This window comes from Stenotrophomonas sp. STEN083 (genome assembly GCF_056759195.1).
Genome location: NZ_JBRRCU010000031.1, coordinates 1 through 26,502, shown reverse-complemented (window position 1 = coordinate 26,502; position 26,502 = coordinate 1). Strand labels below are relative to the sequence as shown.

The window sequence follows — 26,502 nt, the reverse complement described above, 5'->3', positions numbered from 1 at the left end:
GTGGTTCAGCCGGAAGGGTTTTTCCGGGTTTCTCTAGCGGTTAGAGAGAAACGCGAAGTAAATAAGTCTTGCATTATCGACTTGGTTACTTCATAATTCCGCTTCTGATGCGGGGTGGAGCAGTCTGGCAGCTCGTCGGGCTCATAACCCGAAGGTCGCAGGTTCAAATCCTGCCCCCGCTACCAGCTTCGGTCTTTGCAACACGATGTGTTGATGAGGCAAAAGTTGGGCTCGCAAGAACGGCTGCTTCCGTTCTTGCAACCGGGATCCGGTCATCGGATCCAAACGGACAAAGGGCCCACGTGGGCCCTTTGCTGTTTCTGGAAATCAGAAACCCCGGTTGGGTAACAACCGTTCTCTAACTTACGAATCAAGGCTGGCTGTGAGCGACAAGGCTACTGAAATCGCGAATCTGCTGGGCCCCACCGTGCAGGCGTTGGGGCTCGAGTTGCTTGGCGCCGAGTATCTGCCGGCCCCGGGCGGCGCAACGTTGCGCCTGTATATCGACGTGCCGCTGGCCGAGCAGCCTGAGCGCATGGTCAACGTTGAAGACTGCGAGCGGGTGAGCCGCGAGGTTTCCGCGCAGCTGGACGTCGAGGACCCGATCAGCGGCAATTACACGCTGGAAGTGTCTTCGCCGGGCGTGGACCGTCCGTTGTTCTCGCTGGAGCAGTTCGAGCGCGCCATTGGTGAATCCGCCAAGGTCGGCTTGAAGCTGCCACAGGAAAACCGCCGTCGCCTGCAGGGCGAAATCGTCGCGGTTGACCTGGAGCAGGGCACGGTGACGTTTGTGGTCGACAACAAGCCGTTTGTGGCTTCGTTCGACAACATCGACAAGGCACGCATCATTCCGGACTGGGCCGCGCTTGGCCTGGCACCGACCAAACCGACGGGTCCGGCCCCCAAGCAGGGCAAGACCAAGAATAATTCCAATAACGAAACGGCGGCCAAAAAGCCGCGCGCGGAGTGAGCCGATGAGCAAGGAACTTTTGCTGGTAGTTGACGCAGTCGCCAACGAGAAGGGCGTGCCGCGTGAAGTCATTTTTGACGCGATCGAGGCCGCACTGGCTTCTGCCGCGAAGAAGCGTTATGCCGAGGAAGAAGTCCTGGCGCGCGTTTCGATCAACCACAAGGACGGCACCTACGAAACTTTCCGTCGCTGGGAAGTGGTTGCTGATGACGTGGTGATGGAGTCGCCGGACCGTCAGATCCGTTTGATGGACGCTATCGATGAGGCCGACGGCGTTGAAGTCGGCGACTACATCGAAGAGCAGATTGAAAACCCCGATTTCGGCCGTATCGCAGCACAGGCTGCCAAGCAGGTCATCGTCCAGCGTGTGCGCGAAGCCGAGCGCCAGCAGGTGGTGGATGCGTGGAAAGACCGCGTTGGCGAACTGGTCACCGGTGTGGTCAAGCGCGCTGAGCGCGGCAACATCTATGTTGATCTGGGCGGCAATGCCGAGGCCTTCATTCCGAAGGACAAGGGCATTCCGCGTGACACGCTGCGTGCCGGCGACCGCGTACGCGGTTACCTGGCCGAAGTGCGTTCGGAGCCGCGTGGCCCGCAGCTGTTCATCAGCCGCGCTGCCCCGGAATTCATGATCGAGCTGTTCAAGCTGGAAGTGCCGGAAGTCGGCCAGGGCCTGGTTGAGATCAAGGCCTGTGCACGTGACCCGGGCGACCGCGCCAAGATCGCCGTGCTGGCCCACGACACCCGCACCGATCCGATCGGCGCCTGCATCGGCATGCGCGGTTCGCGCGTGCAGGCAGTGTCCAACGAGCTCAATGGCGAGCGCGTGGATATCGTGTTGTGGAACGACAACCCGGCCAACTTCGTCATCAATGCGATGGCACCGGCTGAAGTCCAGTCGATCATCGTTGACGAAGAAAAGCATTCGATGGACCTGGCCGTGGCGGAAGATCGCCTGGCCCAGGCAATCGGCAAGGGCGGCCAGAACGTGCGTCTGGCCAGCCGCCTGACCGGTTGGCAGCTGAATGTGATGACCCAGGACCAGGTGACCGCCAAGTCGGAAGCCGAGCAGGGCGTCGCCCGTCAGCTGTTCATGGACAAGCTGGAAGTGGACGAGGAAATCGCCGGCATCCTGGTGTCCGAAGGTTTTGGTACGGTGGAAGAAATCGCCTACGTGCCGGTTGGTGAGTTGCTGGCAGTGGAAGGCTTCGACGAAGATATCGTTGAAGAACTCCGTGCCCGCGCCCGCGATGCGCTGCTCAATGAAGCGCTGGCGGTGGAAGAGGGTGCTGACGGCGATGTGCCGGCAGCAGATCTGCTGGCGCTGAAGGGCATGGATGAGGCTACGGCGTATGCGCTGGCTGGCCACGGCGTGCGCACAAGTGAGGATCTGTCGGATCTGGCTGCCGACGAGGTTCTGGAGTTCGGCATCGAGGGCATGGATCTGGAGCGCGCCGCGGCGTTGGTCCTGGCAGCCCGCGCCGAGGAGATCGCCCGCCTGGAGCGCGGCGAATGAGCCAGCGATGAACAGTGCCCTGAGCCGCTCAGGGCGTAGACTCCGCGCTGCCTTCGTTCGTGACGAGGGGGCGCAAACAAGATCATAGGATCCGAATGTCGCAGCAAACCACCATCCGCAAGCTCGCCGAACTGGTCAATACGCCGGTCGAGAAACTGCTTGAACAGCTGTCCCAGGCCGGGATGAAGTTCAGCGGTCCCGACCAGGTCGTCACCAGTACCGAGAAAGTGAAGCTGCTTGGCTTCCTCCGCCGTTCGCACGGCAAGGAAGAGCAGCCGGTCGAAGACGCCGAAGCCGCAGCCAAGAAGATCACCCTGAATCGCCGCAAGCATCAGGAAGTGACCGTCAACGCTGGCCGCAGCAAGACCACCGTCAATGTGGAAGTGCGCCAGAAGCGCACCTATGCAAAGCCGGAAGGTGGCAAGCCTGCGATGACGCCGTCCGAAGAGCGCGCCGATATCCTGCGCAAGCTCGAAGAATCGCGTCAGCGCAATCTCGACGAGCAGCGCATGCTGGCCGAGAAGGATCGCGCCCGCGACGAAGGTATTGCAGCCAAGAAGGCCGCTGAAGAAGCCGAGGCTGCTCGCGTTGAAGCCGAGAAGCTCGCGGCTGAAGAGGCTGCCAAGGCCGCTGCTGCAAAGCCGGCGCCGGCACCCGCACCGGCAGCTCCGGCACCGCGCGCAGCGCGTCCGGCAGCCGCCGCTGCACCAGCCCGTGCACCGGCGCGCGATGACCGCGGCAACAACGCCAATGCAAATGCCAATGCAAAGCCGGGCAAGCGCAATGAAGGTGGCGGTGATGGCAACCGTTTTGGTGGCCAGCTGCACCTGTCGGCGTCTGATCGTGCCCGTCGCGGTAATGGCAACAACAGTAATTCGCGCGGTCGTCCGGGTGCACGTGCACCGCAGGGTCGCCGTGGCAATGAGGCATCGCGTAGCGGTGGCGGTAGCCACGCCTTCGAACGTCCGACCGCACCGGTGGTGCGTGAAGTCGCCGTCGGCGACACCATCACCGTAGCCGATCTGGCGCAGAAGCTCGCGCTCAAGGGCGGCGAGGTGGTCAAGGCGCTGTTCAAGATGGGCGTGATGGCTACCATCACCCAGACCATCGACCATGACACCGCTGCGCTGGTTGTTGAAGAGCTCGGCCACACCGTCGTGCGCGCCAACGCCAACGATGCCGAAGATGCACTGCTGGCAATCACTGGTGCCGATGAGCGCGTGGCTGTGCCGCGTGCACCGGTCGTGACCATCATGGGCCACGTCGATCACGGCAAGACCTCGCTGCTGGATTACATGCGCCGCACCAAGGTTGCCAACGGCGAAGCCGGTGGTATCACCCAGCACATCGGTGCTTACCATGTGACCACGCCGAAGGGCGTGATCAGCTTCCTCGATACCCCGGGCCACGCCGCGTTCACCTCGATGCGTGCACGTGGTGCGCAGCTGACCGATATCGTGGTGGTGGTTGTCGCCGCCGACGATGGCGTGATGCCGCAGACCAAGGAGGCCATCCAGCACGCCCGCGCCGCAAACGCGCCGATCGTGGTGGCAATCAACAAGATCGACAAGGCCTCGGCCGACCCGATGCGCGTCAAGAACGAACTGCTTGCTGAGCAGGTCGTGGCCGAAGATTTCGGTGGTGACGTGCAGATGGTGGAGATCTCGGCCAAGACCGGTCTGGGTATCGACGACCTGCTGGACGCGATTTCGCTGCAGGCCGAAGTGCTGGAGCTGAAGGCCGTGGCCGATGGCCGCGCCAACGGTGTGGTCATCGAATCCTCGCTGGACAAGGGCCGTGGCCCGATCGCGACGGTGCTGGTGCAACAGGGTCTGCTGAAGAAGGGCGACTACCTGGTATGCGGTATCCAGTACGGCCGCGTGCGTGCACTGTTTGACGAAACCGGCGCCCAGGTCTCCGAGGCTGGTCCGTCGATTCCGGTGCAGGTGCTGGGTCTGTCGGGTGTGCCGGAAGCCGGTGATGACTTCGTCGTGGTTGAAGACGAGCGTCTGGCCAAGGACGTCGCGCAGACGCGTGAAACCAAGCGCCGCGAGTCGCGTCTGGTCGCCACTGCCGGCAGCCGCATGGAAGACATCATGTCGCAGCTGGGCAAGGGCGAAGGCCAGCAGGTGCTGAACCTGCTGATCAAGGCCGACGTGCAGGGTTCTGTGCAGGCGCTGAGCCAGGCACTGGTCGCGCTGTCCAGCGACGACATCCGCATCAACGTGATCCACTCCGGTGTGGGCGGCATCACCGAGTCCGACGCCAACTCGGCTGTGGCTTCCAAGGCCACCGTCATCGGCTTCAACGTGCGTGCGGATGCTTCGGCCCGTCGCATCATTGAATCCAACGGCGTTGATCTGCGTTACTTCTCGATCATCTATGACGTGATCGATCAGGTGAAGCAGGTAGCTTCCGGTCTGCTCGGCGTGGAAATCCGCGAAGAGATCATCGGTATCGCCCAGGTCCGCGACGTGTTCCGCAGCTCCAAGTTCGGCGCGGTTGCAGGCTGCATGATCATCGAAGGCGTGGTGAAGCGGAACAAGCCGATCCGCGTGCTGCGCGACAGCGTGGTGGTGTTCGAAGGCGAGCTGGAATCGCTGCGTCGCTTCAAGGAAAACGTCGAAGAAGTTCGCAACGGTACCGAGTGCGGTATCGGCGTGAAGGCTTACAACGACGTCAAGCCGGGCGACCAGATCGAGTGCTTCGAGCGTATCGAAGTGCCGCGCACGCTGTAACGGCTGCGATCGAGGTGCCGGGAGTCGGGACGCGCTGAGGCGGGTCCTGATGAGCGGGGCCTGCAGCGGTCGGGTTGGGGAATCGTGAGTTGTAGCCGTCAATGCGGTTGCAGCGAGCGGTTCCCTTCCGGTTTCATTGAAATTCACTCTTTATTGCTGATACTTGCCTGATGCCTAAGACTTTCCATCGTACCGACCGTGTTTCCGCTCAGATCCGCCGTGATCTGGGCACACTGGTGCATGCCGCCGTGCGTGAATTCGGCCTGCCTTCGGTCAGTGTGTCGGACGTGGAAGTCACCCGTGACATGGCCCACGCCAAGATCTTCGTCACCGCGCTGATGCCGGAACGTGCGGATGAGGCGATGAAGGGGCTGCGCGAACTGACGGTTGAGCTGCGCATGTCGCTGGCCAAGGCAATGAAGCTGCGGCATGTGCCGGAGCTGCATTTCCACTACGACGATTCCGTCGACCGTGGCGAGCGCATCGACAATCTGCTGCGCGACCTGGTGCCGCTGGCGGAGCCTGAGTCCGACGCCGACAAAGGCACCGATAAAGAGTAATCGCAGCAGCCCGTAAGGGCTGTTGTCATGTCTGGCCTGCGCGTTGGCGCAGACGGCTTTTTCGTTTTCCGCCAGGTGTGCCGCGTGCGCACCGGCCCGCCTATGGTGTTGCATGCGTCCCCGAATCCAATTCCGCCGCCTGGACGGCATCGTTCTGCTCGACAAGCCGGCAGGCATGAGCTCCAACACCGCGCTGCAGGTTGCGCGTCGCCTGTTCCGTGCTGAAAAGGGCGGTCACACCGGCAGCCTTGATCCGCTGGCCACCGGCTTGCTGCCACTGTGCTTCGGCGAGGCGACCAAGATCGCCGGCCTGTTGCTGGGCTCGGCCAAGGCCTACGACGCCGAGATCCGGCTGGGCAGCACCACTGATACCGATGATGCCGACGGTGCCGTGTTGCGCGAGCGGCCCGTACCCGAATTCAGCGATGTGCAGCTTCAGGCGGTCTTGGCCACCCTGACCGGCACGATCCTGCAGCGTGCGCCGATTTACTCGGCGCTGAAGCAGGGCGGCGAGCCGCTGTACGCCAAGGCCCGTCGTGGTGAGGCCATCGAGGCACCCGAGCGTGAAGTGCAGGTGCAGGCAATCGACGTGCTGGCCCGTGAAGGCGAGCGCCTGTCGCTGCGCGTGACCTGTGGCTCGGGCACGTATATCCGCAGCATCGCCCGCGACTTGGGCGAGTTGCTGGGCTGTGGCGCACATGTCACTGCGCTGCGCCGGCTGTGGGTGGAGCCATTCATGGCGCCGAAGATGATTGGCCTGGATGCGCTGCGCACAGTGGCCGAATCCGGTGATGAAACTGCCTTGCTGGACTGGTTGCTGCCGATCGAGCAAGGCTTGAGTCAGTTCGCCCGGGTTGAGCTGGATGCCGGCCAGGCGGCTCGGTTCTGCCTCGGTCAGCGTCTGCGCAATCCGGCTTGGCCGGCAGGGTTGGTGGTGGTTTACGGCGAAAGTGGCAAGCCACTGGGTCTGGGCCAGGTCGAAGAAGGTGGGCGGTTGGGCCCGCAGCGCCGCTTCAATCTCTGAACGGGCAGGGACGAACAGTACCTTTAACGGCACTCCCGCCTTGTCCCGGATGGTTGTGACCGTTACAATTTTGCGGCCCTAGAAAGGGCAACTGCCTGCTTCGGTAGGCAGCCTATTAATCGGCGAGCTTCGCGGTGCGTCATGAGACGTTCCTGCCGGCCCCGCATCTGAAGAGAAAAACCATGTCGATCGACACCCAGAAAGTAATTGAAGAAAACAAGCGCGCCGCTGCTGACACCGGCTCACCGGAAGTCCAGGTCGCCCTGCTGACCGCTCGCATTGAACTGCTGACCGGCCACTTCAAGGAACACAAGAAGGATCACCACAGCCGCCGTGGTCTGCTGCAGATGGTCAATCGCCGCCGTAGCCTGCTCGACTACCTGAAGAAGAAGGATGTCGCACGTTACAAAGCATTGATCGAAAAGCTCGGCCTGCGCCGCTAATCGATATCCGCCGCGGCGCAGCGATGCGCCGCGGCTTTGTTTTAAGCGCTTCAAAATCGTAGTAGACCGGCCGGAACCGCCCGGCCAGCCGTTACCGGCATGGGCTGGCAACGGACCAATCGAAGAAAGCATTTCAAGGATCCCCCGTGGCAAAAATCACCAAAACCTTCCAGTACGGCAAACACACCGTCACGCTTGAAACCGGCGAAGTCGCCCGTCAGGCCGGCGGCGCAGTCATCGTCAAGATGGACGACACCGTGTTGCTGGTCACTGCCGTCGCCGCCAAGAGCGCGCGCGAAGGCCAGGACTTCTTCCCGCTGACCGTTGATTACCAGGAAAAGTTCTACGCCGGTGGCCGTATCCCGGGTGGCTTCTTCAAGCGTGAAGGCCGTGCGACCGAAAAAGAGACGCTGATCTCGCGTCTGATCGATCGCCCGATCCGTCCGCTGTTCCCGGAAGACTACAAGAACGAAGTGCAGATCATCGCCACGGTGATGTCGCTGAACCCGGAAGTGGACGGCGATATCGCTGCCCTGATTGGTGCTTCGGCCGCACTGTCGCTGGCCGGCACCCCGTTCAAGGGCCCGATCGGCGCTGCCAAGGTTGGTTACAAGGACGGCCAGTACATCCTCAACCCGACCGTGTCGGAGCTGAAGGAATCGCAGCTGGAGCTGGTGGTCGCTGGTACCGCCAATGCCGTGCTGATGGTGGAATCCGAAGCCGCACTGCTGTCCGAAGACGTGATGCTGGGCGCCGTGACCTTCGGTCACCGCGAAATGCAGAAGGTCATCAACGCGATCAACGAACTGACCGTTGAAGCCGGCACCAAGCCGAGCGATTGGGTTGCCCCGGCCAAGAACACCGCGCTGATCAGCGCCCTGCAGGAAGCCGTCGGCGGCAAGCTCGGCGAAGCCTTCCAGGTGCGTGACAAGCTGCAGCGTCGTGACGCCATCTCGGCGATCAAGAAGGACGTGGTCGAGACCCTGGCTGGCCGCGTTGCCGCTGAAGGTTGGAACTCGGCCGAGCTGTCGAAGGAATTCGGCGAGCTGGAATACAGCACCATGCGTAACTCGGTGCTGGACACCAAGGTCCGCATCGACGGCCGTGCGCTGGACACCGTCCGCCCGATCGCCGTGAAGACCGGCGTGCTGCCGCGTACCCACGGTTCCTCGCTGTTCACCCGCGGTGAAACGCAGGCCATCGTGACCATCACCCTGGGCACCGCCCGTGATGGCCAGGTGATCGACGCCGTTGCCGGTGAGTACAAGGAAAACTTCCTGTTCCATTACAACTTCCCGCCCTACTCGGTCGGTGAGTGCGGTCGTTTCGGTGCGCCGAAGCGTCGTGAAATCGGCCACGGCCGTCTGGCCAAGCGCGGTGTGCTGGCTGTGATGCCGTCGCTGGAAGCCTTCCCGTACACCATTCGCGTGGTGTCGGAAATCACCGAATCCAACGGCTCCTCGTCGATGGCTTCGGTCTGCGGTTCCTCGCTGGCCCTGATGGACGCCGGCGTGCCGGTCAAGTCGCCGGTTGCGGGTATCGCCATGGGTCTGGTCAAGGAAGGCGAGCGTTTCGTCGTCCTGTCCGACATCCTGGGTGACGAAGATCACCTGGGCGACATGGACTTCAAGGTCGCCGGTACCGCCGAGGGCATCTCCGCCCTGCAGATGGATATCAAGATCGAAGGCATCACCGAAGAAATCATGAAGCAGGCATTGCAGCAGGCCAAGGCTGGCCGTCTGCACATCCTGGGTGAAATGGCTCATGGCCTGACCACCCCGCGTGCCGAGCTGTCGGATTACGCGCCGCGTCTGCTGACCATCAAGATCCACCCGGACAAGATCCGCGAAGTGATCGGCAAGGGTGGTTCCACCATCCAGGCCATCACCAAGGAAACCGGCACCCAGATCGACATCCAGGACGATGGCACCATCACCATTGCTTCGGTGAACAACGCCGCTGCACAGGCCGCCAAGGCCCGCATCGAGCAGATCACCTCGGACGTCGAGCCGGGCCGCATCTACGAAGGCAAGGTCGCCAAGATCATGGACTTCGGTGCATTCGTCACGATCCTGCCGGGCAAGGACGGTCTGGTCCACGTGTCGCAGATCTCCAGCGACCGCGTCGAGAAGGTTGGCGACGTGTTGAAGGAAGGCGATCTGGTCAAGGTCAAGGTGCTGGAAGTCGACAAGCAGGGCCGTATCCGCCTGTCGATGAAGGCAGTCGAAGAAGGCGAGGGCACCCCGGCCGAATAAGGCTGCGGTGTTGTATCGCTGAGAAGAAAAGCGGGCCTTGTGCCCGCTTTTCTTTTGCCCGGCAAACAGCTGTTGGACGGCTAGCCCCTCCTCCTGTAGTGCCGAGCCATGCTCGGCAGGGGCCTTCCCGGCAATACATCAGGTTTTGTAGGAGCGGCAGCAGCCGCGAAGCCGATAGCCGATCAGATTGCGGGCATCACCGGAGTTTCGTTACTGCCAGCTTCGCGGCTTACGCCGCTCCCACAAAGCATCGCGTGCGAGCACCCGTAGTGCCGAGCCATGCTCGGCAGGAGCTGTCCCGACAATCCATCAGGTTTTGTAGGAGCGGCAGCAGCCGCGAAGCCGATAGTCGATCAGATTGCGGACATCACCGATGTCTCGTTACTGCCAGCTTCGCGGCTGACACTGCTCCCACAAAGCATGGCGCGCGAGCACCCGTAGTGCCGAGCCATGCTCGGCAGAGGCTTTCCCGGCAATCCATCAGGTTTTGTAGGAGCGGCAGCAGCCGCGAAGCATGGCCTGTAGTGCCGAGCGATGCTCGGCAGGGACTGTCCCGACAATTCATCAGGTTTTGTAGGAGCGGCATCAGCCGCGAAGCCGATAGCCGACCAGATTGAAGGTATAGCCGGTGTTTCATTGCTGCCAGCTTCGCGGCTGATGCCGCTTCTACAGGATTTTTGCGGGCCTTACCCAGTGCAGCATGGCTGCGTGTACAGCCGGCACTCTCTATCCCTGATCCGCAATCACCTGCTTCGGCCGATAGCGTGCAAACACACGCCTGCCAGCATTCCCCAAGGTGCAAGCGGGAGTGGATATGGCAGCTTGGCGAAGTGCGGGCAAGGCGATTCAACATCACTCAAACATCGCGTTCGCCGGAAAGGCTGTAGCTGCGTGTTTTCTGGCCGGTATCTGCATGGCCATCCTGGCGCCAGCTTTGCCCCCGGCTTGGCTGCGCTGGGCAGCATTGTCGGCAGGCGTTTTGTTATGGGTCGCAGCTCCGAACGGTCGCTGGCTGGGCGCGATGTTGGCCGGCTTGGGCTGGACTTGCCTGCATGCAGGCTGGGGCTTGGATCAGCAACTGGTGGCACACAGGGAGGCGCAGGAAATCACGGTAACTGGCGTTGTAAGCAGCCTTCCCCAGCATGAGGTTCGCCGTACTCGTTTCCAACTACGCTTGGATGCCGGTGCTGATCTCCCTGCAGACCTGCGCGGGCGCGTGGCGCAGGTCGCCTGGTACGACGACTTCGGTGCGACAGAGTCCGGTCCGCGAATGCAGCTGCACGCGGGCGAACGCTGGCGGTTGAATCTGCGCCTGCGCGCACCGCGAGGACTGATCAACCCCGGTGGCTTTGACGCCGAGAGACACGCCCTGGCGCAAGGCATTGCCGCCAACGGAGTCGTGCGCCATTCGCCTGCACCGCAACGGTTGGCTGCAGCTGCAGGCCTGGCAGCATGGCGTGAACGCATGGCCGCGCGGATCGCAGCACAGGTTCCGGCCGCGTCCTCGCGCCATGTTCAGGCCCTGGCGCTAGGCGATACACGCGGTCTTGGCGAGGGCGACTGGCAGGTGCTGCGCGCAACCGGCCTGACCCATCTGATAGCAATCTCGGGGTTTCACGTTGGCATGGTTGCACTGTGCGCAGCATGGTTGGTGGCAGGGCTCTGGCGCCTGCTGCCTTGGTGCGGCCGCTATTGCCCGCGTCCGCAAGCTGTTGCTATTGGTGCGTTGTTTGGAGCAACGACGTACGCGGCAGTGGCTGGGTTCGGCTTGCCAACGGTGCGCACCGTGTTGATGGTTGCGGTGGTGGTGCTGGCACGACTTGGGCGCAGGCCGGTCGATGTGGCTGGCGCATTGGCCTTGGCGGCATTGCTCGTACTGTGTCTGGCGCCATTGTCGGTGTTGACCGCTGGCTTCTGGCTGAGCTTTGCCGGGGTGGCGTGGTTGCTGTGGTGTCTGCCTGAGCGCACACATTGGCTGCGCGGGTTTTTGTCGGCGCAGCGCGTTGCGACGCTGGGTCTGTTGCCACTGACGGTACTGTTGTTCGGCCAGGCCTCGGCGATCGGTCCATTGGCCAATCTGGTCGCAATTCCCTGGTGGAGTCTGGTCGTGGTGCCGCTGGCGCTGATCGGTACGGCACTGGAGGCGGTCTGCAGTGACGCGGGCGGTCTGGCCTGGCGGGCCTCGGCATGGTGCTTCGATCTGAGCTGGCCGCTGTTCCAGTTGCTGGGCAGTGGTCGCTATTCATTGTGGTGGCTGCCCGAGCCGGTGTGGTTCGCCTTGCCTTTGGCATTGCTCGCGGCAGTGTGGCTGTTGCTGCCGGCTGGTGTTCCGGGCAAGTACCTGGCCGTTCTGCTGTGGTTGCCGCTATGCCTGCCATGGCGCGACAAGCCCGAGTCCGGCGAGTTCGAGCTGGTCACGCTGGATGTGGGGCAGGGCTTGGCAGTGCTGCTGCGTACCAGTCAGCACACACTGCTGTTCGACACCGGGCCGGCGGTAGCTGATGGCTTTGATGCCGGCGAGCGGGTGGTGGTGCCTGCATTGCGTGCCTTGGGCGTACCGCGTCTGGATCGGGTGGTGGTCAGTCATGGCGATCATGATCATGCCGGCGGACTGGCGGCGGTGCAGGGCGTTCTGCCTCTTGCGCAGGTATTGATGCCGCCAGGACTGGGCTCGGGGACAAACGCCGAATCTACCTGCGAGGCAGGTCAGGCCTGGCAATGGGACGGGGTGCTGTTTGAGTTTCTACACCCCACGCCAGGTTTTCCCTATCTGGGCAATGAGTCCAGTTGCGTGCTGCGTGTCCAGGGCGCTTATGGAGCGGCCTTGCTGACCGGCGACATCGGCGAGGTGATCGAGCAGCGCCTGCTCAAGCAAATCCCGGCAAAGCTGCGTGCTGATGTTGTGCTGGTTGGCCACCATGGCAGCGGAGGGTCCTCCAGCCATCGTTTTGTCGCGGCAACCGATGCGCGGCTGGCGCTGATCTCCAGTGGCCATGGCAATCGCTTCGGTCACCCGCGGGGTGACGTGGTGGCGCGCTGGCAGCGTTCCGGGGCCGAGGTGCTGACCACGGCCGGGAGCGGGGCGCTACAGGTCTGGCTGGGCAGGGAGGGTTTACAGTTGCGTGAGCGCAGAATCTGGCGTTCAAGGCTATGGGACGCCGCTGAGCGGGTGCGGGCGGCTGCTATCCTATCTGACATCAAATACGCGGCCACGGCGCCGGAGGGTTGAAACGTGTGGGAATTGGTCAAAGCCGGCGGATGGCCGATGGTGCCGTTGCTGTTGTTGGGCGTGCTGGCGTTGGCGATCGTCCTGGAGCGTTTCTGGAGCCTGCGCCGTAACGAGGTGCTGCCGCCGGGTCTGGGTCAGGAGGTCCGCAACTGGGCCGCTCGCGGCAAGCTGGATGCCTCGCATATTGACTCCCTGCGCGCCAACTCGCCGTTGGGTGCATTGCTGGCGGCCGCGCTTGAGGCGCGCAATCGCCCACGTGACCAGATCCGTGAGCGTATCGAAGACACTGGCCGCCATCTGGTGCACCGGATGGGCCGTTTCCTCAATGCCCTCGGCACCATTGCCTCGGCTGGCCCGTTGCTCGGCTTGTTGGGCACGGTGGTCGGCATGATCCAGATGTTCCTGGGCATTCTCGATCACGGTGTCGGCGATGTCGGCCAGCTCGCTGGCGGTATCGGCAAGGCGCTGGTGTGTACCGCAACCGGCATGATGGTGGCGATCCCGGCCTTGATGTTCCATCGTTACTTCCGTGGCCTGATCGATGGCTATGTGATCGAGATGGAGCAGGAAGCCAGTGCGTTGCTGGATGCACTTGATGGCCGGCCGGCGGTGATGGCTGCCAGCAAGGCCGCCGCGCCGCGTCCGGCGGCAACCGAGAAGGTCTGAACCCATGCGGATTGGTAGCAATAGCACCCAGGATGAGCCGCATATCGATCTGGTGCCATTGATCGATGTGATCCTGGTGCTGATCATCTTCTTTGTGGTCACCACCACCTTTGATGCGCGCTCGACGCTGCAGGTGCAGTTGCCCACGGCCAGCGACCAGAAGACCAGCTCGCCGCAGAGCTCGCTGAGCGTATTGGTCAATGCCGATGGTCGTTACTTCGTCAACGATCAGGAAGTGCTGCGCACCGACATCGAATCGTTGAAGCAGATCATCGCGCAGTTGGCCGGTGCCGATCGTGAGCAGACAGTGTTGCTGCGGGCTGATGCGCGCACGCCCTATCAGGCCGTGGTGACAGCGCAGGATGCCTTGGGTCAACTCGGCTTTCGCCGGATTGCGATTGCAACCGCACCGGAGGCCAAGCAATGAGTGATAACGAATCGGCCTGGAAGATTTACAAGCGCTTGTTGAGCTCCGCCAAGCCCTATCGGGCGCTGTTGTTGATGGCAGGCCTGGGCATGTTGATCGAGGCCGGTGCAGGCAGTGGCTTCCTGATCTTGATGAGCCCGATCACCAACAGTCTGGTGAACCCGAAGGACATCAACCAGTGGATGCCGTTGGCCGTCATTGGTTTGTTCCTGCTGCGTGGTGTGGCCGGTTATCTGACCGACATGGGCATGGGCAAAGCTGCACGCAGCATCGCCCGTGATTTCCGGGTGCTGGTGCTGGGCAAGTACCTGCGGCTGCCGGGACAGCGCTTTGACTCGGAGCCAGTGCCATCGATGTTGGTACGGCTGGGCTCGGACAGCGACCAGGTGGCACAGGCTGCGATTGATGCGATGAAGGTGGTGCTGCAGCAATCACTGCAGGCGCTGGGTTCGTTGGCAGTGATGCTGTACTACAGCTGGCAGGTGACGCTTGCGATCTTCGTGCTGGCACCGCCTCTGGCCTGGGTGATGAACATTGTGGCCAAGCGCTACCGGCGCATCAGTCACCGTATCCAGGAGAGCGGTGCGGATCTGTTGCAGTCAGCCGACCAAGCGCTGTCCAGCCATCAGGAAGTGAAGATCTACGGTGCGCAGCCGGCCGAGTTGGATCGCTATACCGGGTTGGCAAATACCAATCTGCGATTGGCGATGAAAGTTGAGGCTACGCGCAGCATTTCTTCCAGCATGGTGCAGTTGATCGGTGCAGTCGGCCTGGCTGCGCTGCTGCTTATCGCTGGTCACGAAGCAGCTGCAGGGCGGCTGACAGTGGGGGATTTCGTCGGTCTGTTGATGGCGATGCTGGCGATCATTCCCGCATTGAAACAGCTGACCAACGTGCAGAACATGACCCAGCGTGGCATTGCCTCGGCACAGCGTCTGTTCGTCGTGCTGGATGCCGAAGATGAAGTCGACAGCGGCATTGTTCCGCTGCAGCGCGCCAAGGGCCTGTTGGAGTTCCGTCATGTCACTGCCCGCTATGTAGGGCAGACCAAGCCGGCGCTGGAAGACGTCAGCTTCATCGCCAAGCCTGGCACGGTAACCGCCATCGTTGGACGTTCCGGCAGTGGCAAGTCGACCCTGATCAAGTTGATCCCGCGCTTCTATGAAATTGAAGCCGGTCAGATACTGCTCGACGGTCACCCGTTGCAGGACTACAAGCTGGCCGATCTTCGTCGGCAGATTGCCTTGGTTGGCCAGCAGGTCACTTTGTTCAACGGCAGCATCGCGCAGAACGTCGCCTATGGTGAGTTGCAGGAGCGCGACGCAGAGGCGCTGCAGCGGGCGATCGAAGGCGCAAATGCCAGTGAGTTCGTCGAGCAGCTGCCGCAGGGCGTGGATGCGCCGGTTGGGGCAAAGGGCGGTCGTCTGTCCGGCGGCCAGCGTCAGCGCCTGGCGATTGCGCGCGCAATGCTCAAGGACGCGCCAATCCTGATCCTGGATGAAGCCACCGCTGCCTTGGACAACGAATCCGAGCGACTGGTACAGGACGCGCTGCAGAAGCTGATGCCAGACCGCACCACGCTGGTCATCGCCCATCGCCTGTCTACCATCGAGCACGCCGACCAGGTGTTGGTGATGGACCAGGGGCGCATTGTTGAACGTGGTACCCATGCAGAATTACTGGCAATGGGCGGTTTGTACGAACACCTGCATAGCATGCAGTTCCGCGATAGGCAGGAATGATGGCCAAGCAAGGACCGCAAACGCCGGCCTACTGGTATGGCGATGCGCCGGTGCCACTGCTGGCGCGACTGGTTGCACCACTGTATGGCGCGGTAACCGGTCTGCGTCGCAGCCTGTACCGACGTGGCTGGCTGCGCGCCCGGCAGGTAGCGCTGCCGGTGATCGTGGTCGGCAATATCACTGCCGGCGGTACCGGCAAGACCCCGCTGACCATCGAACTGGTCAACCGCCTGCGTGAAGCGGGTTGGAAGCCCGGTGTTGCCAGTCGCGGTTATGGTCGCGATGAGGCCGATACGGCGCGTTGGGTCACCGCCGATATGGACGTGCGCCTGGGCGGCGATGAGCCGGTGCTGATTGCCTGGAAGACCGGCGTGCCGGTGCGGGTGGACAAGGATCGGGTCGCGGCGGCCAAGGCTTTGCTCGATGCCGGCTGCGATGTGGTGGTCTGCGATGATGGCCTGCAGCACTACCGCTTGGCGCGCGATATCGAAATCGAAGTGGTGGACGCAGTGCGCCGCTATGGCAACGGTCGGCTGCTGCCGGCCGGGCCGCTGCGCGAGCCGAGGTCACGCGCAGCGCAGTGTGACTTCCGTGTGGTCAATCTAGGACAGACCAGCGATGCATCCACCCAGGCGGAAGACGCCGGTTTTGGCGAGTGGGCGATGCGTCTGTCCATCGAATCGGCGCGGCCGCTGAAGGGCGGTCGCGACAAGCCCTTGAAGGCATTTGCGGGGCTGCGCGTACACGCGGTGGCCGGCATCGCCAATCCGCAGCGGTTTTTCCAGATGCTGCGCAGCCGCGATATCGGCGTGGTGCCGCATGCCTTTGCCGACCATCATCGCTATACGGCGGAAGATCTTTCCTTCGGCAGCGAGTTGCCGGTATTGATGACCGAAAAAGACGCAGTCAAATGCCAGGGCTTCGCCACGGCGTGGCACTACGCGGTGCCGTTGCAGGCCGAGTTGCCGGCAGCATTCTGGGTGGCCTTACTGGACCGCTTGGGTAAGCTTTCCCGCGGCTGAGACAGGCCGTTGTTGCGCATGCTGGAAGGAGTTGAGATGAGCGCTGTTCCCGAATTCGTGGTGGCCATTCCGGCGCGTTATGCATCCACGCGCTTGCCCGGTAAGCCGTTGGCGCTGATCGCCGGAGAACCAATGGTGCTGCACGTGGCGCGTCGCGCCCTGGCCGCGGGTGCCCGCGAAGTCTGGGTTGCCACCGACGATGCGCGTATCGCGCAGGCGGTGGCGGGATTGCCTGGCATCCATGTGGCGATGACAGACCCCGCCCATGCCTCCGGTACCGACCGTCTGGCCGAATGCGCGCGCCAAGCCGGTTGGGCCGAGGATGTGATCGTGGTGAACCTGCAGGGCGACGAGCCGTTCGCTCCGGCCGCGGGCATACAAACGGTGGCAAGAATTCTCGCCGACAGCGGCGCGCCGATGTCGACGCTGGCAACGCTGGTGGAGGATGCCCCGACCTTGTTTGATCCCAATGTGGTCAAACTCGTGCGGACCGAGCAGGGGGACGCCCTGTACTTCAGCCGCGCGCCGATTCCGTGGCATCGCGACGGCTTCGCCAGCAGTCGCGATGTGCTGCCGACGGGGCAGTGGCTGCGGCACATCGGTATCTACGGCTACCGGGCCGGTTTCCTGCAGCAGTTTGCCGCCATGCCGCCCGGCAATCTGGAGCGGATCGAATCGCTGGAGCAGCTGCGGGTGCTGGAAGCTGGTTTTCGCATCGCGGTGGCCTTGTCGCCAGCGCCGTTCCCGCCAGGAATCGACACCCCGGAAGATCTGCACCGCGCCGAGGCGCAGATGAAGGCGGCGCAATGAAGCTGCTGGTGGTCTGCCTGGGCAATATCTGCCGCTCGCCGATGGGCGAAGGTGCTTTGTGTGCGCGGATCGCCGAGGCAGGGCTGGGTAGTTGGGTTCAGGTCGATTCGGCTGGCACTTCGGGCCATTGGCATGCCGGGCGCGGCCCGGATCCACGTGCCGTTGCCTGCGCCCGCCAGCACGGCGTGGACATCTCCGCTCAACGTGCCCGTCAGCTCCTGGCCGAGGATTTCGAGGAATATGACCTGATCCTGTGCGCTGATGGCGACAATCTGCGTAATGCCCGGGAGCTGGCGCCGGCCGGGTTCGAAGCGCGTGCGGTGTTATGGCTGCCGTGGGCGGGCATTGACGGGGCAGATGTGGTGCCGGACCCCTATTACGGTGACATGGCAGATTTCGAGCACAGCTGGGCACTGCTCGATACTGCGGCCCAAGCCACAGTGCGCCGCCTGTCGCGGCGCGATGACTCCGGCATAATCCCTGCATGAACGAAACCCGCGTAACGGAACTGCCCACGTCTGGTATCTGGCTGAACGCAGCGCCTGCGACCCTGCAGGACATGCGCGGCCGCCCGCTGGTGCTGGCCTTCGTCAACGGCGCCTCGGTGTGGTGCATGCAACGGCTGGCCGAGGTCATGCGCTGGCAGGCACGCAACCCTGGCAAGGTGCAGCTGCTGGTGGTGCAGGTGCCGCGCTTCGAGTTCGAGCGCGAGCCGCAACATGCATTGAAATTGCTGCGTCGGCACGGCATCAGCGCGCCGGTCGTGCTGGACGCGCAGTGGGATGCCTGGCGCCGGTTTGACGTGCAGTCCTGGCCAACCTTGTTGATGCTCGATGCCTATGGGCAGGAACAGGAGCGACTGGTCGGCGCGACCGGTGATCTGGAGCGGGCCTTGAACAGCCTGGGTGAAGGCGTGATGCGTCAGCTGGACGACGACGCCTACGGCGTCCGCGAGATCAACGCCGAGCCGCGCCTGCCGCTGCTGTTCCCGGCCGGTCTGGTAGCTACGGCAGATCGTCTGTACGTGTCCGACACCGGCCATCACCGGATTCTTGAGTGCAACCATGATGGTCGTGTGCTGCGCCAGTTCGGTCTGGGCAGCGCCGATCTGATCAATGGCGGTACCGGCGAGGCAGCCTTCAATCGTCCGCAGGGCTTGGCGCTTGTGCGCGAGATCCTGTACGTGGCCGATACCGGCAACCATGCCCTGCGCAGCATCAATCTGATCAGCGGGCAGGTGGATACCCTGTGTGGCAATGGCCGCGCCGGCGATCCGCGTGCCGGCGTGCTGGCCCAGCCCTGGGACAGCCCGCTCAATTACCCGGCAGCAGTGGCGGTGGCGGACAATCAGGTCCATATCGCGATGGCCGGTGACAATCACATCTGGAGCTATGACCTGGGCACGCGCGAGCTACGCTGGCGTGCCGGTGCCGGCGCTGTGGAAGTGCGCGATGGCAGTGGCCATCTGGCCGCATTCGCGCAGCCCTGCAGTCTGGTTGCGGTCCAGCAGACGCTGTATGTCTGCGATGCGCTGGGCTCGGCGATCCGTTCGGTACAGCTGCGTGGCGACCTGGTGCAGACCCTGGTCGGGCAGGGGCCGTGGGAGTCGGGCAATGTTGATGGCCCACGTCTGCGTGCACGTCTGCAGTATCCGTTGGCCTTGGCAATGGGGCCGGATTCGCCACTGTTGTGGATTGCCGATGCCGGCAATGGTTCGCTGCGTACCCTGCGCCTGGGTGGCGGTGATCTGTCCACGGTCAATCTGCCGCGTCGTCTGCATGGACCGGCCGCGTTGGCGGTGGCTGCAGGCGCGATCTGGATTGCCGAAGCCGACGCGCACGCAGTGCTGCGTTTTGATCCACTCAGCGGCGAACTGAGTGAAGTGCCGATTGAAGGATGACCGCCGTAGTTGCCAATGAATTCGATGGCAAGGCCTTCGCTGCGGCGCTGAGTACTGCGCCAGGTGTGTACCGGATGTACGCCGCCGACGACACCTTGCTGTACGTCGGCAAAGCGGGCGCGCTGCGCAAGCGGGTAGGTAGCTATTTCAATGGGTCGCCGAAGAGCCGGCGCATCATGATGATGTTGTCGCAGGTGGCGCGCATGGATGCCACCGTTACCCGTACCGAGGCTGAAGCGCTGCTGCTGGAAAACCAGCTGATCAAGTCGCTGAATCCGCGCTACAACGTTTCGCTGCGTGACGACAAAACCTACCCGCAGGTGTTGCTGACCCGTGAGCAATGGCCGCGGATTGCGCTGCATCGCGGGCCGCGTGCGCTGCCCGGGCGTTACTACGGGCCGTATCCGGGCGTCGGTGCGGTGCGCGAAACATTGAATCTGATGCACAAGCTGTTCAAGCTGCGCAGCTGCGAGGACAGCGTGTTCCGCAACCGCTCACGGCCCTGCCTGCAGTACCAGATCGGCCGTTGCAGCGCGCCCTGCGTGGAGCTTGTGCCGCAGGCCGAATACGACGAATCGGTGCGGCGCGCGGCGATGTTCCTGGAAGGCAAGAGCGATCAGCTTGCCGAGGAGTTGATGCAGGCGATGCAGCAGGCCAGCGATGCGCTGGAGTTCGAGCGTGCCGCGCGACTACGTGATCTGGTCGCTTCACTGCGCAGCATGCAGAACCGCCAATACGTGGATGGACGCGCTGCCGACCTGGATGTGCTGGCCTGCGCAACCCAAGGCGCCAGCGCCTGCGTGATGCTGCTGGCGTTCCGTGATGGTCGCAACCTGGGCACGCGCGCGTTCTTCCCGCGTACCAATGGCGAAGACAGTGCTGAGGAAGTGTTGGCAGCGTTTGTCTCGCAGTACTACGTCGAACATGAGCCGCCAGCGGAAGTGCTGTTGGATCGGCAGATTCCTGATGCGGAGATGATCGAGGCTGCGCTCAGTGCCTCGGCCGAGCGCAAGGTGGCCTTGAAGTGGAACGTGCGCGGCGAACGCGCCGGTTACGTGGAGCTGGCCAGTCGCAACGCGCAGATCACTCTGGTGGCCGAGATGGACAGCGCCGGTGCGCAGCAGGCGCGCAGCGAAGCGGTGCGCGAGATGCTGGGGATGGCCGAGCCGGTCAAGCGCGTGGAGTGCTTCGATATCAGTCACACCATGGGTGAGGCCACGGTGGCCTCGTGCGTGGTGTTCGATGCCGCCGGCCCGGTGCGCGCGCAGTATCGGCGCTACAACATCAGTGGCATCGAGCCGGGCGACGATTACGCCGCTATGCGCCAGGCCATCGACCGGCGCTTCCGCCGGGCGGTGGAAGAGGGTGGGGTGTTGCCGGACGTATTGCTGATCGACGGCGGTGCCGGACAGTTGGCACAGGCACAGGCGGCGCTGGCTGACCTCGGCGTGGAAGGGGTGATGCTCGTAGGCGTGGCCAAGGGCGTGGAGCGCCGTGCCGGGCACGAAGCGCTGGTGCTGCCTGATGGTCGCGAGCTGCGCCCTGGCGCGGCGTCACCGGCCCTGCAGTTCATCCAGCAGGTGCGTGACGAGGCCCATCGGTTTGCCATTACCGGTCACCGCGGGCGTCGCCAGAAGGCGCGCATGACCAGCAAACTCGAAGATATTCCCGGTATCGGCCCGCGCCGGCGCGCCAGTCTGCTCAAGCATTTCGGTGGGATTGCCGGTTTGAAGGCGGCAGGTGAGGCTGAAATCGCCCGTGTGGAAGGCATCAATGCTGCCCTCGCTGCGCGTATCTACGCTAACCTTCATGGTCTGTCGGTACCCGATCCGGCGGCGGAGTAAGTTTGTAATGAAATTGACCATCCCCACCTGGCTGACCTTGCTGCGGATCATGATGATCCCGGTGCTGGTGCTGGTGTTCTACCTGCCCTATGCCTGGACCAACTTCGCCTCGGCGGCGATTTTCGGCCTGGCTGCGATCACCGATTGGCTGGACGGCTGGGTGGCGCGCAAGTACGAGCAGCATTCGGCTTTCGGCGCGTTCCTTGATCCGGTGGCGGACAAATTGATGGTGGCGGTGGCCTTGTTCCTGATCGTGCAGGGGCACCCAACGCCGTGGATGGCGTTCTGGGCGGCGGTGATTGTTGGCCGTGAAATCGCAGTGTCGGCATTGCGCGAGTGGATGGCCGAGATCGGCCAGCGCGCCAAGGTGCGGGTGGCGATGATCGGCAAGGTCAAGACCACCGCGCAGATGGTAGCGCTGCTGTGCCTGTTGTACTCGGTATCGCCCAATACCTCGTACAAAACCATCTGGATGGGCGAGCCGGTTTTCCATATTGGTGACTGGATGTTGGCCATCGCCGCTTTGCTGACTCTGGTGTCTGCCCTGCAGTACCTGCGTGCGGCTTGGCCGAGCCTGCGTGAAGATGAAAAAGCCGCCCGCAATGGTGCGGTAAAAAAGTGAACGGGCTGTTGACACTGTAGCCAATGCATGTAGAATTTCGCCTCCCAAGCGGGAATAGCTCAGTTGGTAGAGCGCAACCTTGCCAAGGTTGAGGTCGCGAGTTCGAGTCTCGTTTCCCGCTCCAGTCTTGCAATACATCTCGAATGTTGGTGCTCTGTTTAGCAGATGCTGCATTCAATCCGCGGGAATAGCTCAGTTGGTAGAGCGCAACCTTGCCAAGGTTGAGGTCGCGAGTTCGAGTCTCGTTTCCCGCTCCAGATAATGACCGGCAGACTCCATGTGATATCTGCAGGTAAGGAAAAAGCCCCTGACGGGGCTTTTTTATTGTCCAGTGTTTTTGCTTGCAGCCACTGCTGCCGGTGTCGGCCTCAGTGGCGATGCGACGGGGCGCTCAGCGCGCGCCGTGCGCAGCGGGTTCCGCAGCCGGGGTGTGCGCCGCTGCAGTCCATGCACGCAGCCCGACCACGGCAAGGCCGAGGAAGAACACATACAGCGCCGCAGTCACATGCAGTGACTTGAACAGATACGCGCCCACGTAGACCACGTCGACCACGATCCATAGCCACCAAGTGGCGGTATGACGGCGTGCCTGCCACCACTGCGCGACCAGGCTCAATCCGGTCAGCATCGCGTCCAGCCACGGCAGCGAGGCATCGGTGAAGCTGTGCATGCCGGCGCCAAGAGCGACGCCGCCGAGCAGGCCGATGCCCAGGTCACGCAGCATCTTGCTGCGTGACAAGGGCACGATACGCACGCTGCCTTCGTCGGCGGCGTGGCGCCGCCAGTTGATCCAGCCATAGACGAGGAAAACGGCAAAGGCGAGCTGCAGCAGCGTGTCCGAGTACAACTTGGCCTCGGCGAACACCAATGCATACAGTGCAACCGACAACAGGCCGACCGGCCATGCAAGCATTCGCCGTTGCGCCATCAACCAGACGCCGAGAATGCTGCATAGCGCGGCCGACCATTCGAGCGTTGCGCTGTTCACAGCGCGAAGCTCACCGACACGCGAGCCTGCCGCGGTGCGCCCGGGAACAGGTAGTAGTCGCCCATGCTGCTACCGGTATCGCGCCAGTAGAAGCGGTTGAATACATTGTCCACTGACAGGTTCCAGCTCACTGCGTGGCCCTGTAGCTGGTGCTGGAAGCGCAGCCCGGCATCGAACACGTTGTAACTCGGTGCGCGAACTGCACCATCAGCGCGTGCGGTGTTGGCCGAGGCGTAACGCCAGCCACCGGTCAGGTCCAGCCCTTCAGCGAAGGGCAGTGCATAGCTCAGGTGCACGCTGGTGCGCAGCTTGGGCACGTTGACCAGCTGGTGGCCTTCGTAGCTCGGCGTGCCGGTGTCGCGTGCCCGTGCCTGCAACACGCTGGCGCTGGCGACGATCTGCAGTGCATCGGTGAGCTGGCCGTTGGCGGTCAGCTCCAGACCGACGTGCGCCTGCTTGCCCTCCTCGACGAAGGTGTAGCCGACGCCGCTGTCATCGGGCTTTGCGTACTGGTAGGGCTGGGTGGTGCGGAACAGTGCTGCGCCCAGCGTCAGCTGCTCGCTGCTTGCGTACTTCACGCCGATTTCGAGCTGGCGTGATTGAACTGCCGGCAGGAAGGTATCGGCATTGGCGGTCCAGAACGGTGCTTCCTGGCCGAGCGAGATGCCTTCGACATAGCTGGCGTAGGCATTGATGTTGTCGCTGGCTTTCCACATCAGCGCGGTCTGCGGCAGGAAGCGCGATAGACGGCTGCGACGTTGTGGGTTGCCGCGCTTGTCGTAGGCGCGTTCGTCCAGGCGCACGTAGCGACCGCCGGCCAGCCACTGCCAGTCTTCATTGAGCTGGATGCGATCCAGTGCGAATACCGCGGTCTGGCGGCTGTCCAGGCGACGTGCGGAAGCGCCCGGCATCAGCGGCGAAGGCTCGAACTCTGGCAGTTGCTTGTCATGGATGTTGACCGTGCCTACGTACTCGTTGACGTTGCGGCGCTTGTCGACGGTGCGACGGAACTGGTCAGCACCCACGGTCAGCTGATGGCCGACGTTGCCGGTGTCGAAGCTGCCGCGCAGCTCGGCGCGCAGTTCCTGATTGCGGCGGGTGTCGTCCGGGCTGCGGTAGTCGTAGATGTCGTAATCGCCGTTAGGCGCGAAGTAATTGCCGGGCACGCTGCCATCGGCGCATTGCGCGGCGTAGTAGCAGCCGTAGGCGAAGGCGACGTTGTCATCGATCACCGTGCGGCTGTGGCTGACGGCAACGCGGGATTGCCAATTGGCGTTGAAGTCGTAGGTGTGCAGCGCGGTGATATTGGTGCTGGCAATGCCTACCGGCGTCTGCCACGGCTGGTAGCCGAGCATGTGTTCGCGATCCACGCCGGTCGGCAGTTCACTCCCGCCCAGCAACTGATAGCCGGATGCCGAGCGCTGCGCGCTGGTCTGGTAATTGGCGTCCACTTCGAGCTTGCCGCGCTCACCGATCAGCCAGTCGGTCGCCAGCGAATAGAAATTGCGGCGGCCATCGGCATGTTCGATATAGGAACTGCTGTCGTCCCAGGCGGCGTTGAAGCGCAGGCCGATGCGCGGGGTCAGCCAGTGGCCGACGTCGATGGCGGCATAGCGCGAGCCTTCGTTGTCGGTGCCGAGGGTGGCGGTGCGTACTTCCGCCGGCCGCTTGCCGACGTAGTTGATGATGCCGCCCGGCGCCATCACACCGGCCGCCAGACCAGCTTCGCCCTTGAGCACTTCCACCGACTGCAGGTTCTCCAGTGCCAGACGCTGTTCGCCGGCAATCGACATGCCGTTGAAGCGGTAGCCGGTGGCGGTGTCCAGCGCGAAGCCGCGGATGGCGACGTTCTGGTAATAACCGACGGGCGCGTAGGCATCACCCAGCGAGGCGTCATTGCTGGCCAGCTCGGACAGCGAACGCACCTGTTGGTGGTCAAGGAAGTCGCGGTCCAACACGTTCATCGATGCCGGCGTACTTTTCCAGTCGCCGCTGCCAAAGCTGTTGGCGCGGGAATTGTCTGCTTCCGGCTGACGGGCCTGTACGCGTACGGCGGCCAGTTCGGTCGGGGAGTGTTCGGCAGCAGCATCAAGGCCGGTGTCGCTGGCGTACAGCGGCAGGGCGGTGCTCAGGGCGAGAGACAGCAACGTGGGGCGCAGGCAGCGGTTCATTCGATTCGTCTTCAGGCAACAAGGGAGACGAAGCGAAGGCGCGCATGCGCAGCGCCAATGACGGCGCTGCGGCTGCTGCTCAAAGCTCCCTACGCCGGTGCAAACCGGATCAGGTTCCAAGGGACTCTCTCAGCCTGGCAAATCCAGGCACCCCCGCTTCAGGGCGCCATTTCACTACAAATGCGAATGATTTGCGAGTCGAGCCGCTTCAGGCGGCGGCGTGCAGCGCCTGCAACAAGGCCTGGCCGTGCTGGCTGGCGAACCACTCGGGGTGGCCAAGCATGAATGGCTGCCAGGCGACATCGGCATTGGCGGTAGAGCCGGTAACACCTTCGAAATACTCGACTTCGGACAGTGCAAAGTCGAAATGCACCATGGGCAACAGGTCGGCCAGCAGGTGTACCCGTTCGGCCGACAGCGGCAGTACTTCGCGGTAGCCGTCGAGCACGGCCAATGCGATATCGATACGGACAGCCTCGGCGCCGCGCTCCAGTTCCAGCCAGGCCACGGCGTTGCGTTCGATGGCGGTGGCCAGGTCGAACAGGGCGCTGGTCGGGGAGGCCAGGCCGAAATCGAGCACGCTGCTGACCTGCATCGCGTTGTCGTCGTGGCCCCACAGCAGGTTGGAAACATGCCAGTCGTTGTGCGCCCAGAGTCGAGGTTCGGCCTGCAGGCGCGCTGCCAGTCCGGTGTGCCAAGGCATGACGCTGCGCTGCAGTTGTTGCTCCCAGGGAATCCGCGACAAGTAGCGGGCCAGCCCGGGTCGGATGCCGAGATCGGCCTTGAGGGTTGCGATCGGATCTTCCGCACGGATCAGCTCATCACGTGCGACCAGCAAGTGGGTGCTGCGCTGGGGTGCGTGATAACTGGAGGAGGCGCGGTGCAGGGTGGCCAGCATGCGGCCGGCAGCGCGCGCGCGTTCGACTTCGGTCAGCAGCGTCCACGATGGGGCATCCCGGTACAGGTCCTGTCCATCGGCCACGGCGTGCAGCTCGTAGGTCCAGTCGCCATGTTCGATGGCGGTCTGGTCATCGTGGCTATGCAGGAGCTGGGTAACCGGCACCCCTGCCTTGGCGAGGTGGGTGATGAAGTGATGCTCTTCCTGCAGGCAAGCAGCGCTACGGACCAGTCGATGGTGCCGTTTGACGAAAACCTTGCTGTGCGAGCCCTGAACAATAGCTGCGGCCGACATCGGGCGCGGGCTGTGCCAAAGCAGGGTGCTGCCCGCGTCCAGCTGCGGGTAGCGATCACCCAGCCAGGCAAGCTCGGTCGCATTGATGGCGGGCCAGTCGGCGGCCACCTCATCATTGTTCAGGCCTTGCACGCGGTGTGATTGCTGGGTCATCAGGACAGGGTGGGATTGGGGTTGCGAGGGAGGCGCGATGGTACGTCAGCTCCGCCAAGGCTGCAGAATGTAGTGCCGAGCCATGCTCGGTAGGGGCCTTCCCGGTAAAGCAGCCAGGTAGTGGCGCGCCATACGAGGGGAAGGGCGTGACACTAAAAGAACAGCCGCGCAGGGGTGGGCGCTGAACGGATTTAGAATAACTATAAACAAGGCAAACCCACCCTGAGGAA

General features: G+C 63.1%; 20 protein-coding genes, 3 tRNA genes and 1 riboswitch. Of the genes, 20 read left to right on the top strand and 3 right to left on the bottom strand.

The window, feature by feature from the left end:
* Positions 1 to 108 precede the first annotated feature (108 nt).
* From ACVOK8_RS10965 to ACVOK8_RS10870, 20 genes are all read left to right on the top strand, one after another.
* Positions 109 to 185 (top strand) — tRNA-Met (locus ACVOK8_RS10965).
* Between the two features lie 197 nt (positions 186 to 382).
* Complete coding sequence (gene rimP, locus ACVOK8_RS10960) at positions 383 to 970, top strand: ribosome maturation factor RimP (protein ID WP_296246084.1); 588 nt, start codon at positions 383 to 385, stop codon at positions 968 to 970.
* A 4-nt stretch (positions 971 to 974) separates the two neighbouring features.
* The gene (nusA, locus tag ACVOK8_RS10955; protein WP_481566833.1) at positions 975 to 2,486 is read left to right on the top strand and encodes a transcription termination factor NusA; all 1,512 of its coding nucleotides are present in this window, start codon (positions 975 to 977) and stop codon (positions 2,484 to 2,486) included.
* Between the two features lie 95 nt (positions 2,487 to 2,581).
* Entirely contained in the window at positions 2,582 to 5,224 is a 2,643-nt protein-coding gene (gene infB / locus ACVOK8_RS10950; RefSeq protein ID WP_481566832.1) for a translation initiation factor IF-2, read from the top strand.
* 170 nt (positions 5,225 to 5,394) lie between these two features.
* Positions 5,395 to 5,784, top strand: coding sequence for a 30S ribosome-binding factor RbfA (rbfA, locus tag ACVOK8_RS10945; RefSeq protein WP_481566831.1), 390 nt, complete (start codon positions 5,395 to 5,397; stop codon positions 5,782 to 5,784).
* 112 nt (positions 5,785 to 5,896) lie between these two features.
* Positions 5,897 to 6,808: a tRNA pseudouridine(55) synthase TruB gene (truB, locus tag ACVOK8_RS10940; protein ID WP_481566830.1), complete on the top strand. Its 912-nt coding sequence runs from the start codon at positions 5,897 to 5,899 to the stop codon at positions 6,806 to 6,808.
* A 182-nt stretch (positions 6,809 to 6,990) separates the two neighbouring features.
* On the top strand, positions 6,991 to 7,251 hold the full coding sequence (gene rpsO, locus ACVOK8_RS10935; RefSeq protein ID WP_481536314.1) for a 30S ribosomal protein S15: 261 nt from the start codon (positions 6,991 to 6,993) through the stop codon (positions 7,249 to 7,251).
* A 146-nt stretch (positions 7,252 to 7,397) separates the two neighbouring features.
* Positions 7,398 to 9,506, top strand: a complete 2,109-nt coding sequence (gene pnp, locus ACVOK8_RS10930; protein WP_481566829.1) for a polyribonucleotide nucleotidyltransferase — start codon at positions 7,398 to 7,400, stop codon at positions 9,504 to 9,506.
* A gap of 913 nt (positions 9,507 to 10,419) precedes the next feature.
* Positions 10,420 to 12,735, top strand: coding sequence for a DNA internalization-related competence protein ComEC/Rec2 (locus ACVOK8_RS10925; RefSeq protein ID WP_481566828.1), 2,316 nt, complete (start codon positions 10,420 to 10,422; stop codon positions 12,733 to 12,735).
* 3 nt (positions 12,736 to 12,738) lie between these two features.
* Entirely contained in the window at positions 12,739 to 13,401 is a 663-nt protein-coding gene (locus ACVOK8_RS10920) for a MotA/TolQ/ExbB proton channel family protein (RefSeq protein ID WP_481566827.1), read from the top strand.
* Positions 13,402 to 13,405: 4 nt separating this feature from the next.
* Positions 13,406 to 13,828, top strand: coding sequence for an ExbD/TolR family protein (locus ACVOK8_RS10915; protein ID WP_481532050.1), 423 nt, complete (start codon positions 13,406 to 13,408; stop codon positions 13,826 to 13,828).
* Positions 13,825 to 15,570, top strand: coding sequence for a lipid A export permease/ATP-binding protein MsbA (gene msbA, locus ACVOK8_RS10910; protein WP_481566826.1), 1,746 nt, complete (start codon positions 13,825 to 13,827; stop codon positions 15,568 to 15,570). Before ACVOK8_RS10915 ends, msbA begins: the two co-directional genes overlap by 4 nt.
* Positions 15,570 to 16,592 carry a tetraacyldisaccharide 4'-kinase gene (lpxK, locus tag ACVOK8_RS10905; RefSeq protein ID WP_481566825.1) on the top strand — a complete coding sequence of 341 codons (1,023 nt, stop codon included), beginning with the start codon at positions 15,570 to 15,572 and terminating at the stop codon, positions 16,590 to 16,592. The genes msbA and lpxK overlap by 1 nt, the downstream gene beginning before the upstream one ends.
* A gap of 36 nt (positions 16,593 to 16,628) precedes the next feature.
* Complete coding sequence (gene kdsB / locus ACVOK8_RS10900; RefSeq protein WP_481566824.1) at positions 16,629 to 17,402, top strand: 3-deoxy-manno-octulosonate cytidylyltransferase; 774 nt, start codon at positions 16,629 to 16,631, stop codon at positions 17,400 to 17,402.
* Complete coding sequence (locus ACVOK8_RS10895) at positions 17,399 to 17,890, top strand: low molecular weight protein-tyrosine-phosphatase (protein WP_481566823.1); 492 nt, start codon at positions 17,399 to 17,401, stop codon at positions 17,888 to 17,890. Before kdsB ends, ACVOK8_RS10895 begins: the two co-directional genes overlap by 4 nt.
* A complete protein-coding gene (locus ACVOK8_RS10890; RefSeq protein ID WP_481566822.1) occupies positions 17,887 to 19,302 on the top strand; it encodes a hypothetical protein in 1,416 nt (471 codons plus the stop codon). Before ACVOK8_RS10895 ends, ACVOK8_RS10890 begins: the two co-directional genes overlap by 4 nt.
* Complete coding sequence (uvrC, locus tag ACVOK8_RS10885) at positions 19,299 to 21,146, top strand: excinuclease ABC subunit UvrC (RefSeq protein WP_481566821.1); 1,848 nt, start codon at positions 19,299 to 19,301, stop codon at positions 21,144 to 21,146. The genes ACVOK8_RS10890 and uvrC overlap by 4 nt, the downstream gene beginning before the upstream one ends.
* A gap of 7 nt (positions 21,147 to 21,153) precedes the next feature.
* Complete coding sequence (gene pgsA, locus ACVOK8_RS10880; protein ID WP_481532043.1) at positions 21,154 to 21,768, top strand: CDP-diacylglycerol--glycerol-3-phosphate 3-phosphatidyltransferase; 615 nt, start codon at positions 21,154 to 21,156, stop codon at positions 21,766 to 21,768.
* Positions 21,769 to 21,816: 48 nt separating this feature from the next.
* Positions 21,817 to 21,892: transfer RNA gene (locus ACVOK8_RS10875), tRNA-Gly, on the top strand.
* 57 nt (positions 21,893 to 21,949) lie between these two features.
* Positions 21,950 to 22,025: transfer RNA gene (locus ACVOK8_RS10870), tRNA-Gly, on the top strand.
* A 134-nt stretch (positions 22,026 to 22,159) separates the two neighbouring features.
* Here the strand turns inward: ACVOK8_RS10870 and pnuC are convergent.
* The 3 genes from pnuC to ACVOK8_RS10855 form a co-directional block, all read right to left on the bottom strand.
* Complete coding sequence (pnuC, locus tag ACVOK8_RS10865) at positions 22,160 to 22,756, bottom strand: nicotinamide riboside transporter PnuC (protein WP_481566820.1); 597 nt, start codon at positions 22,754 to 22,756, stop codon at positions 22,160 to 22,162.
* Positions 22,753 to 24,927 carry a TonB-dependent receptor gene (locus ACVOK8_RS10860; protein WP_481566819.1) on the bottom strand — a complete coding sequence of 725 codons (2,175 nt, stop codon included), beginning with the start codon at positions 24,925 to 24,927 and terminating at the stop codon, positions 22,753 to 22,755. Before ACVOK8_RS10860 ends, pnuC begins: the two co-directional genes overlap by 4 nt.
* Positions 24,928 to 24,996: 69 nt before the next feature.
* Positions 24,997 to 25,092, bottom strand: a riboswitch (TPP riboswitch).
* A 43-nt stretch (positions 25,093 to 25,135) separates the two neighbouring features.
* Positions 25,136 to 26,272, bottom strand: coding sequence for a phosphotransferase enzyme family protein (locus tag ACVOK8_RS10855; protein ID WP_481566818.1), 1,137 nt, complete (start codon positions 26,270 to 26,272; stop codon positions 25,136 to 25,138).
* Positions 26,273 to 26,502: the final 230 nt, after the last annotated feature.

Coding starts and splice junctions, on each gene's coding strand:
- ACVOK8_RS10890 (WP_481566822.1), top strand. CDS start 17,887: ATGAACGAAACCCGCGTAACGGAACTGCCCACGTCTGGTATCTGGCTG.
- ACVOK8_RS10925 (WP_481566828.1), top strand. CDS start 10,420: ATGGCCATCCTGGCGCCAGCTTTGCCCCCGGCTTGGCTGCGCTGGGCA.
- lpxK (WP_481566825.1), top strand. CDS start 15,570: ATGGCCAAGCAAGGACCGCAAACGCCGGCCTACTGGTATGGCGATGCG.
- ACVOK8_RS10895 (WP_481566823.1), top strand. CDS start 17,399: ATGAAGCTGCTGGTGGTCTGCCTGGGCAATATCTGCCGCTCGCCGATG.
- infB (WP_481566832.1), top strand. CDS start 2,582: ATGTCGCAGCAAACCACCATCCGCAAGCTCGCCGAACTGGTCAATACG.
- rbfA (WP_481566831.1), top strand. CDS start 5,395: ATGCCTAAGACTTTCCATCGTACCGACCGTGTTTCCGCTCAGATCCGC.
- nusA (WP_481566833.1), top strand. CDS start 975: ATGAGCAAGGAACTTTTGCTGGTAGTTGACGCAGTCGCCAACGAGAAG.
- rpsO (WP_481536314.1), top strand. CDS start 6,991: ATGTCGATCGACACCCAGAAAGTAATTGAAGAAAACAAGCGCGCCGCT.
- uvrC (WP_481566821.1), top strand. CDS start 19,299: ATGACCGCCGTAGTTGCCAATGAATTCGATGGCAAGGCCTTCGCTGCG.
- ACVOK8_RS10860 (WP_481566819.1), bottom strand. CDS start 24,927: ATGAACCGCTGCCTGCGCCCCACGTTGCTGTCTCTCGCCCTGAGCACC.
- msbA (WP_481566826.1), top strand. CDS start 13,825: ATGAGTGATAACGAATCGGCCTGGAAGATTTACAAGCGCTTGTTGAGC.
- kdsB (WP_481566824.1), top strand. CDS start 16,629: ATGAGCGCTGTTCCCGAATTCGTGGTGGCCATTCCGGCGCGTTATGCA.
- truB (WP_481566830.1), top strand. CDS start 5,897: ATGCGTCCCCGAATCCAATTCCGCCGCCTGGACGGCATCGTTCTGCTC.
- ACVOK8_RS10915 (WP_481532050.1), top strand. CDS start 13,406: ATGCGGATTGGTAGCAATAGCACCCAGGATGAGCCGCATATCGATCTG.
- pgsA (WP_481532043.1), top strand. CDS start 21,154: ATGAAATTGACCATCCCCACCTGGCTGACCTTGCTGCGGATCATGATG.
- ACVOK8_RS10855 (WP_481566818.1), bottom strand. CDS start 26,272: ATGACCCAGCAATCACACCGCGTGCAAGGCCTGAACAATGATGAGGTG.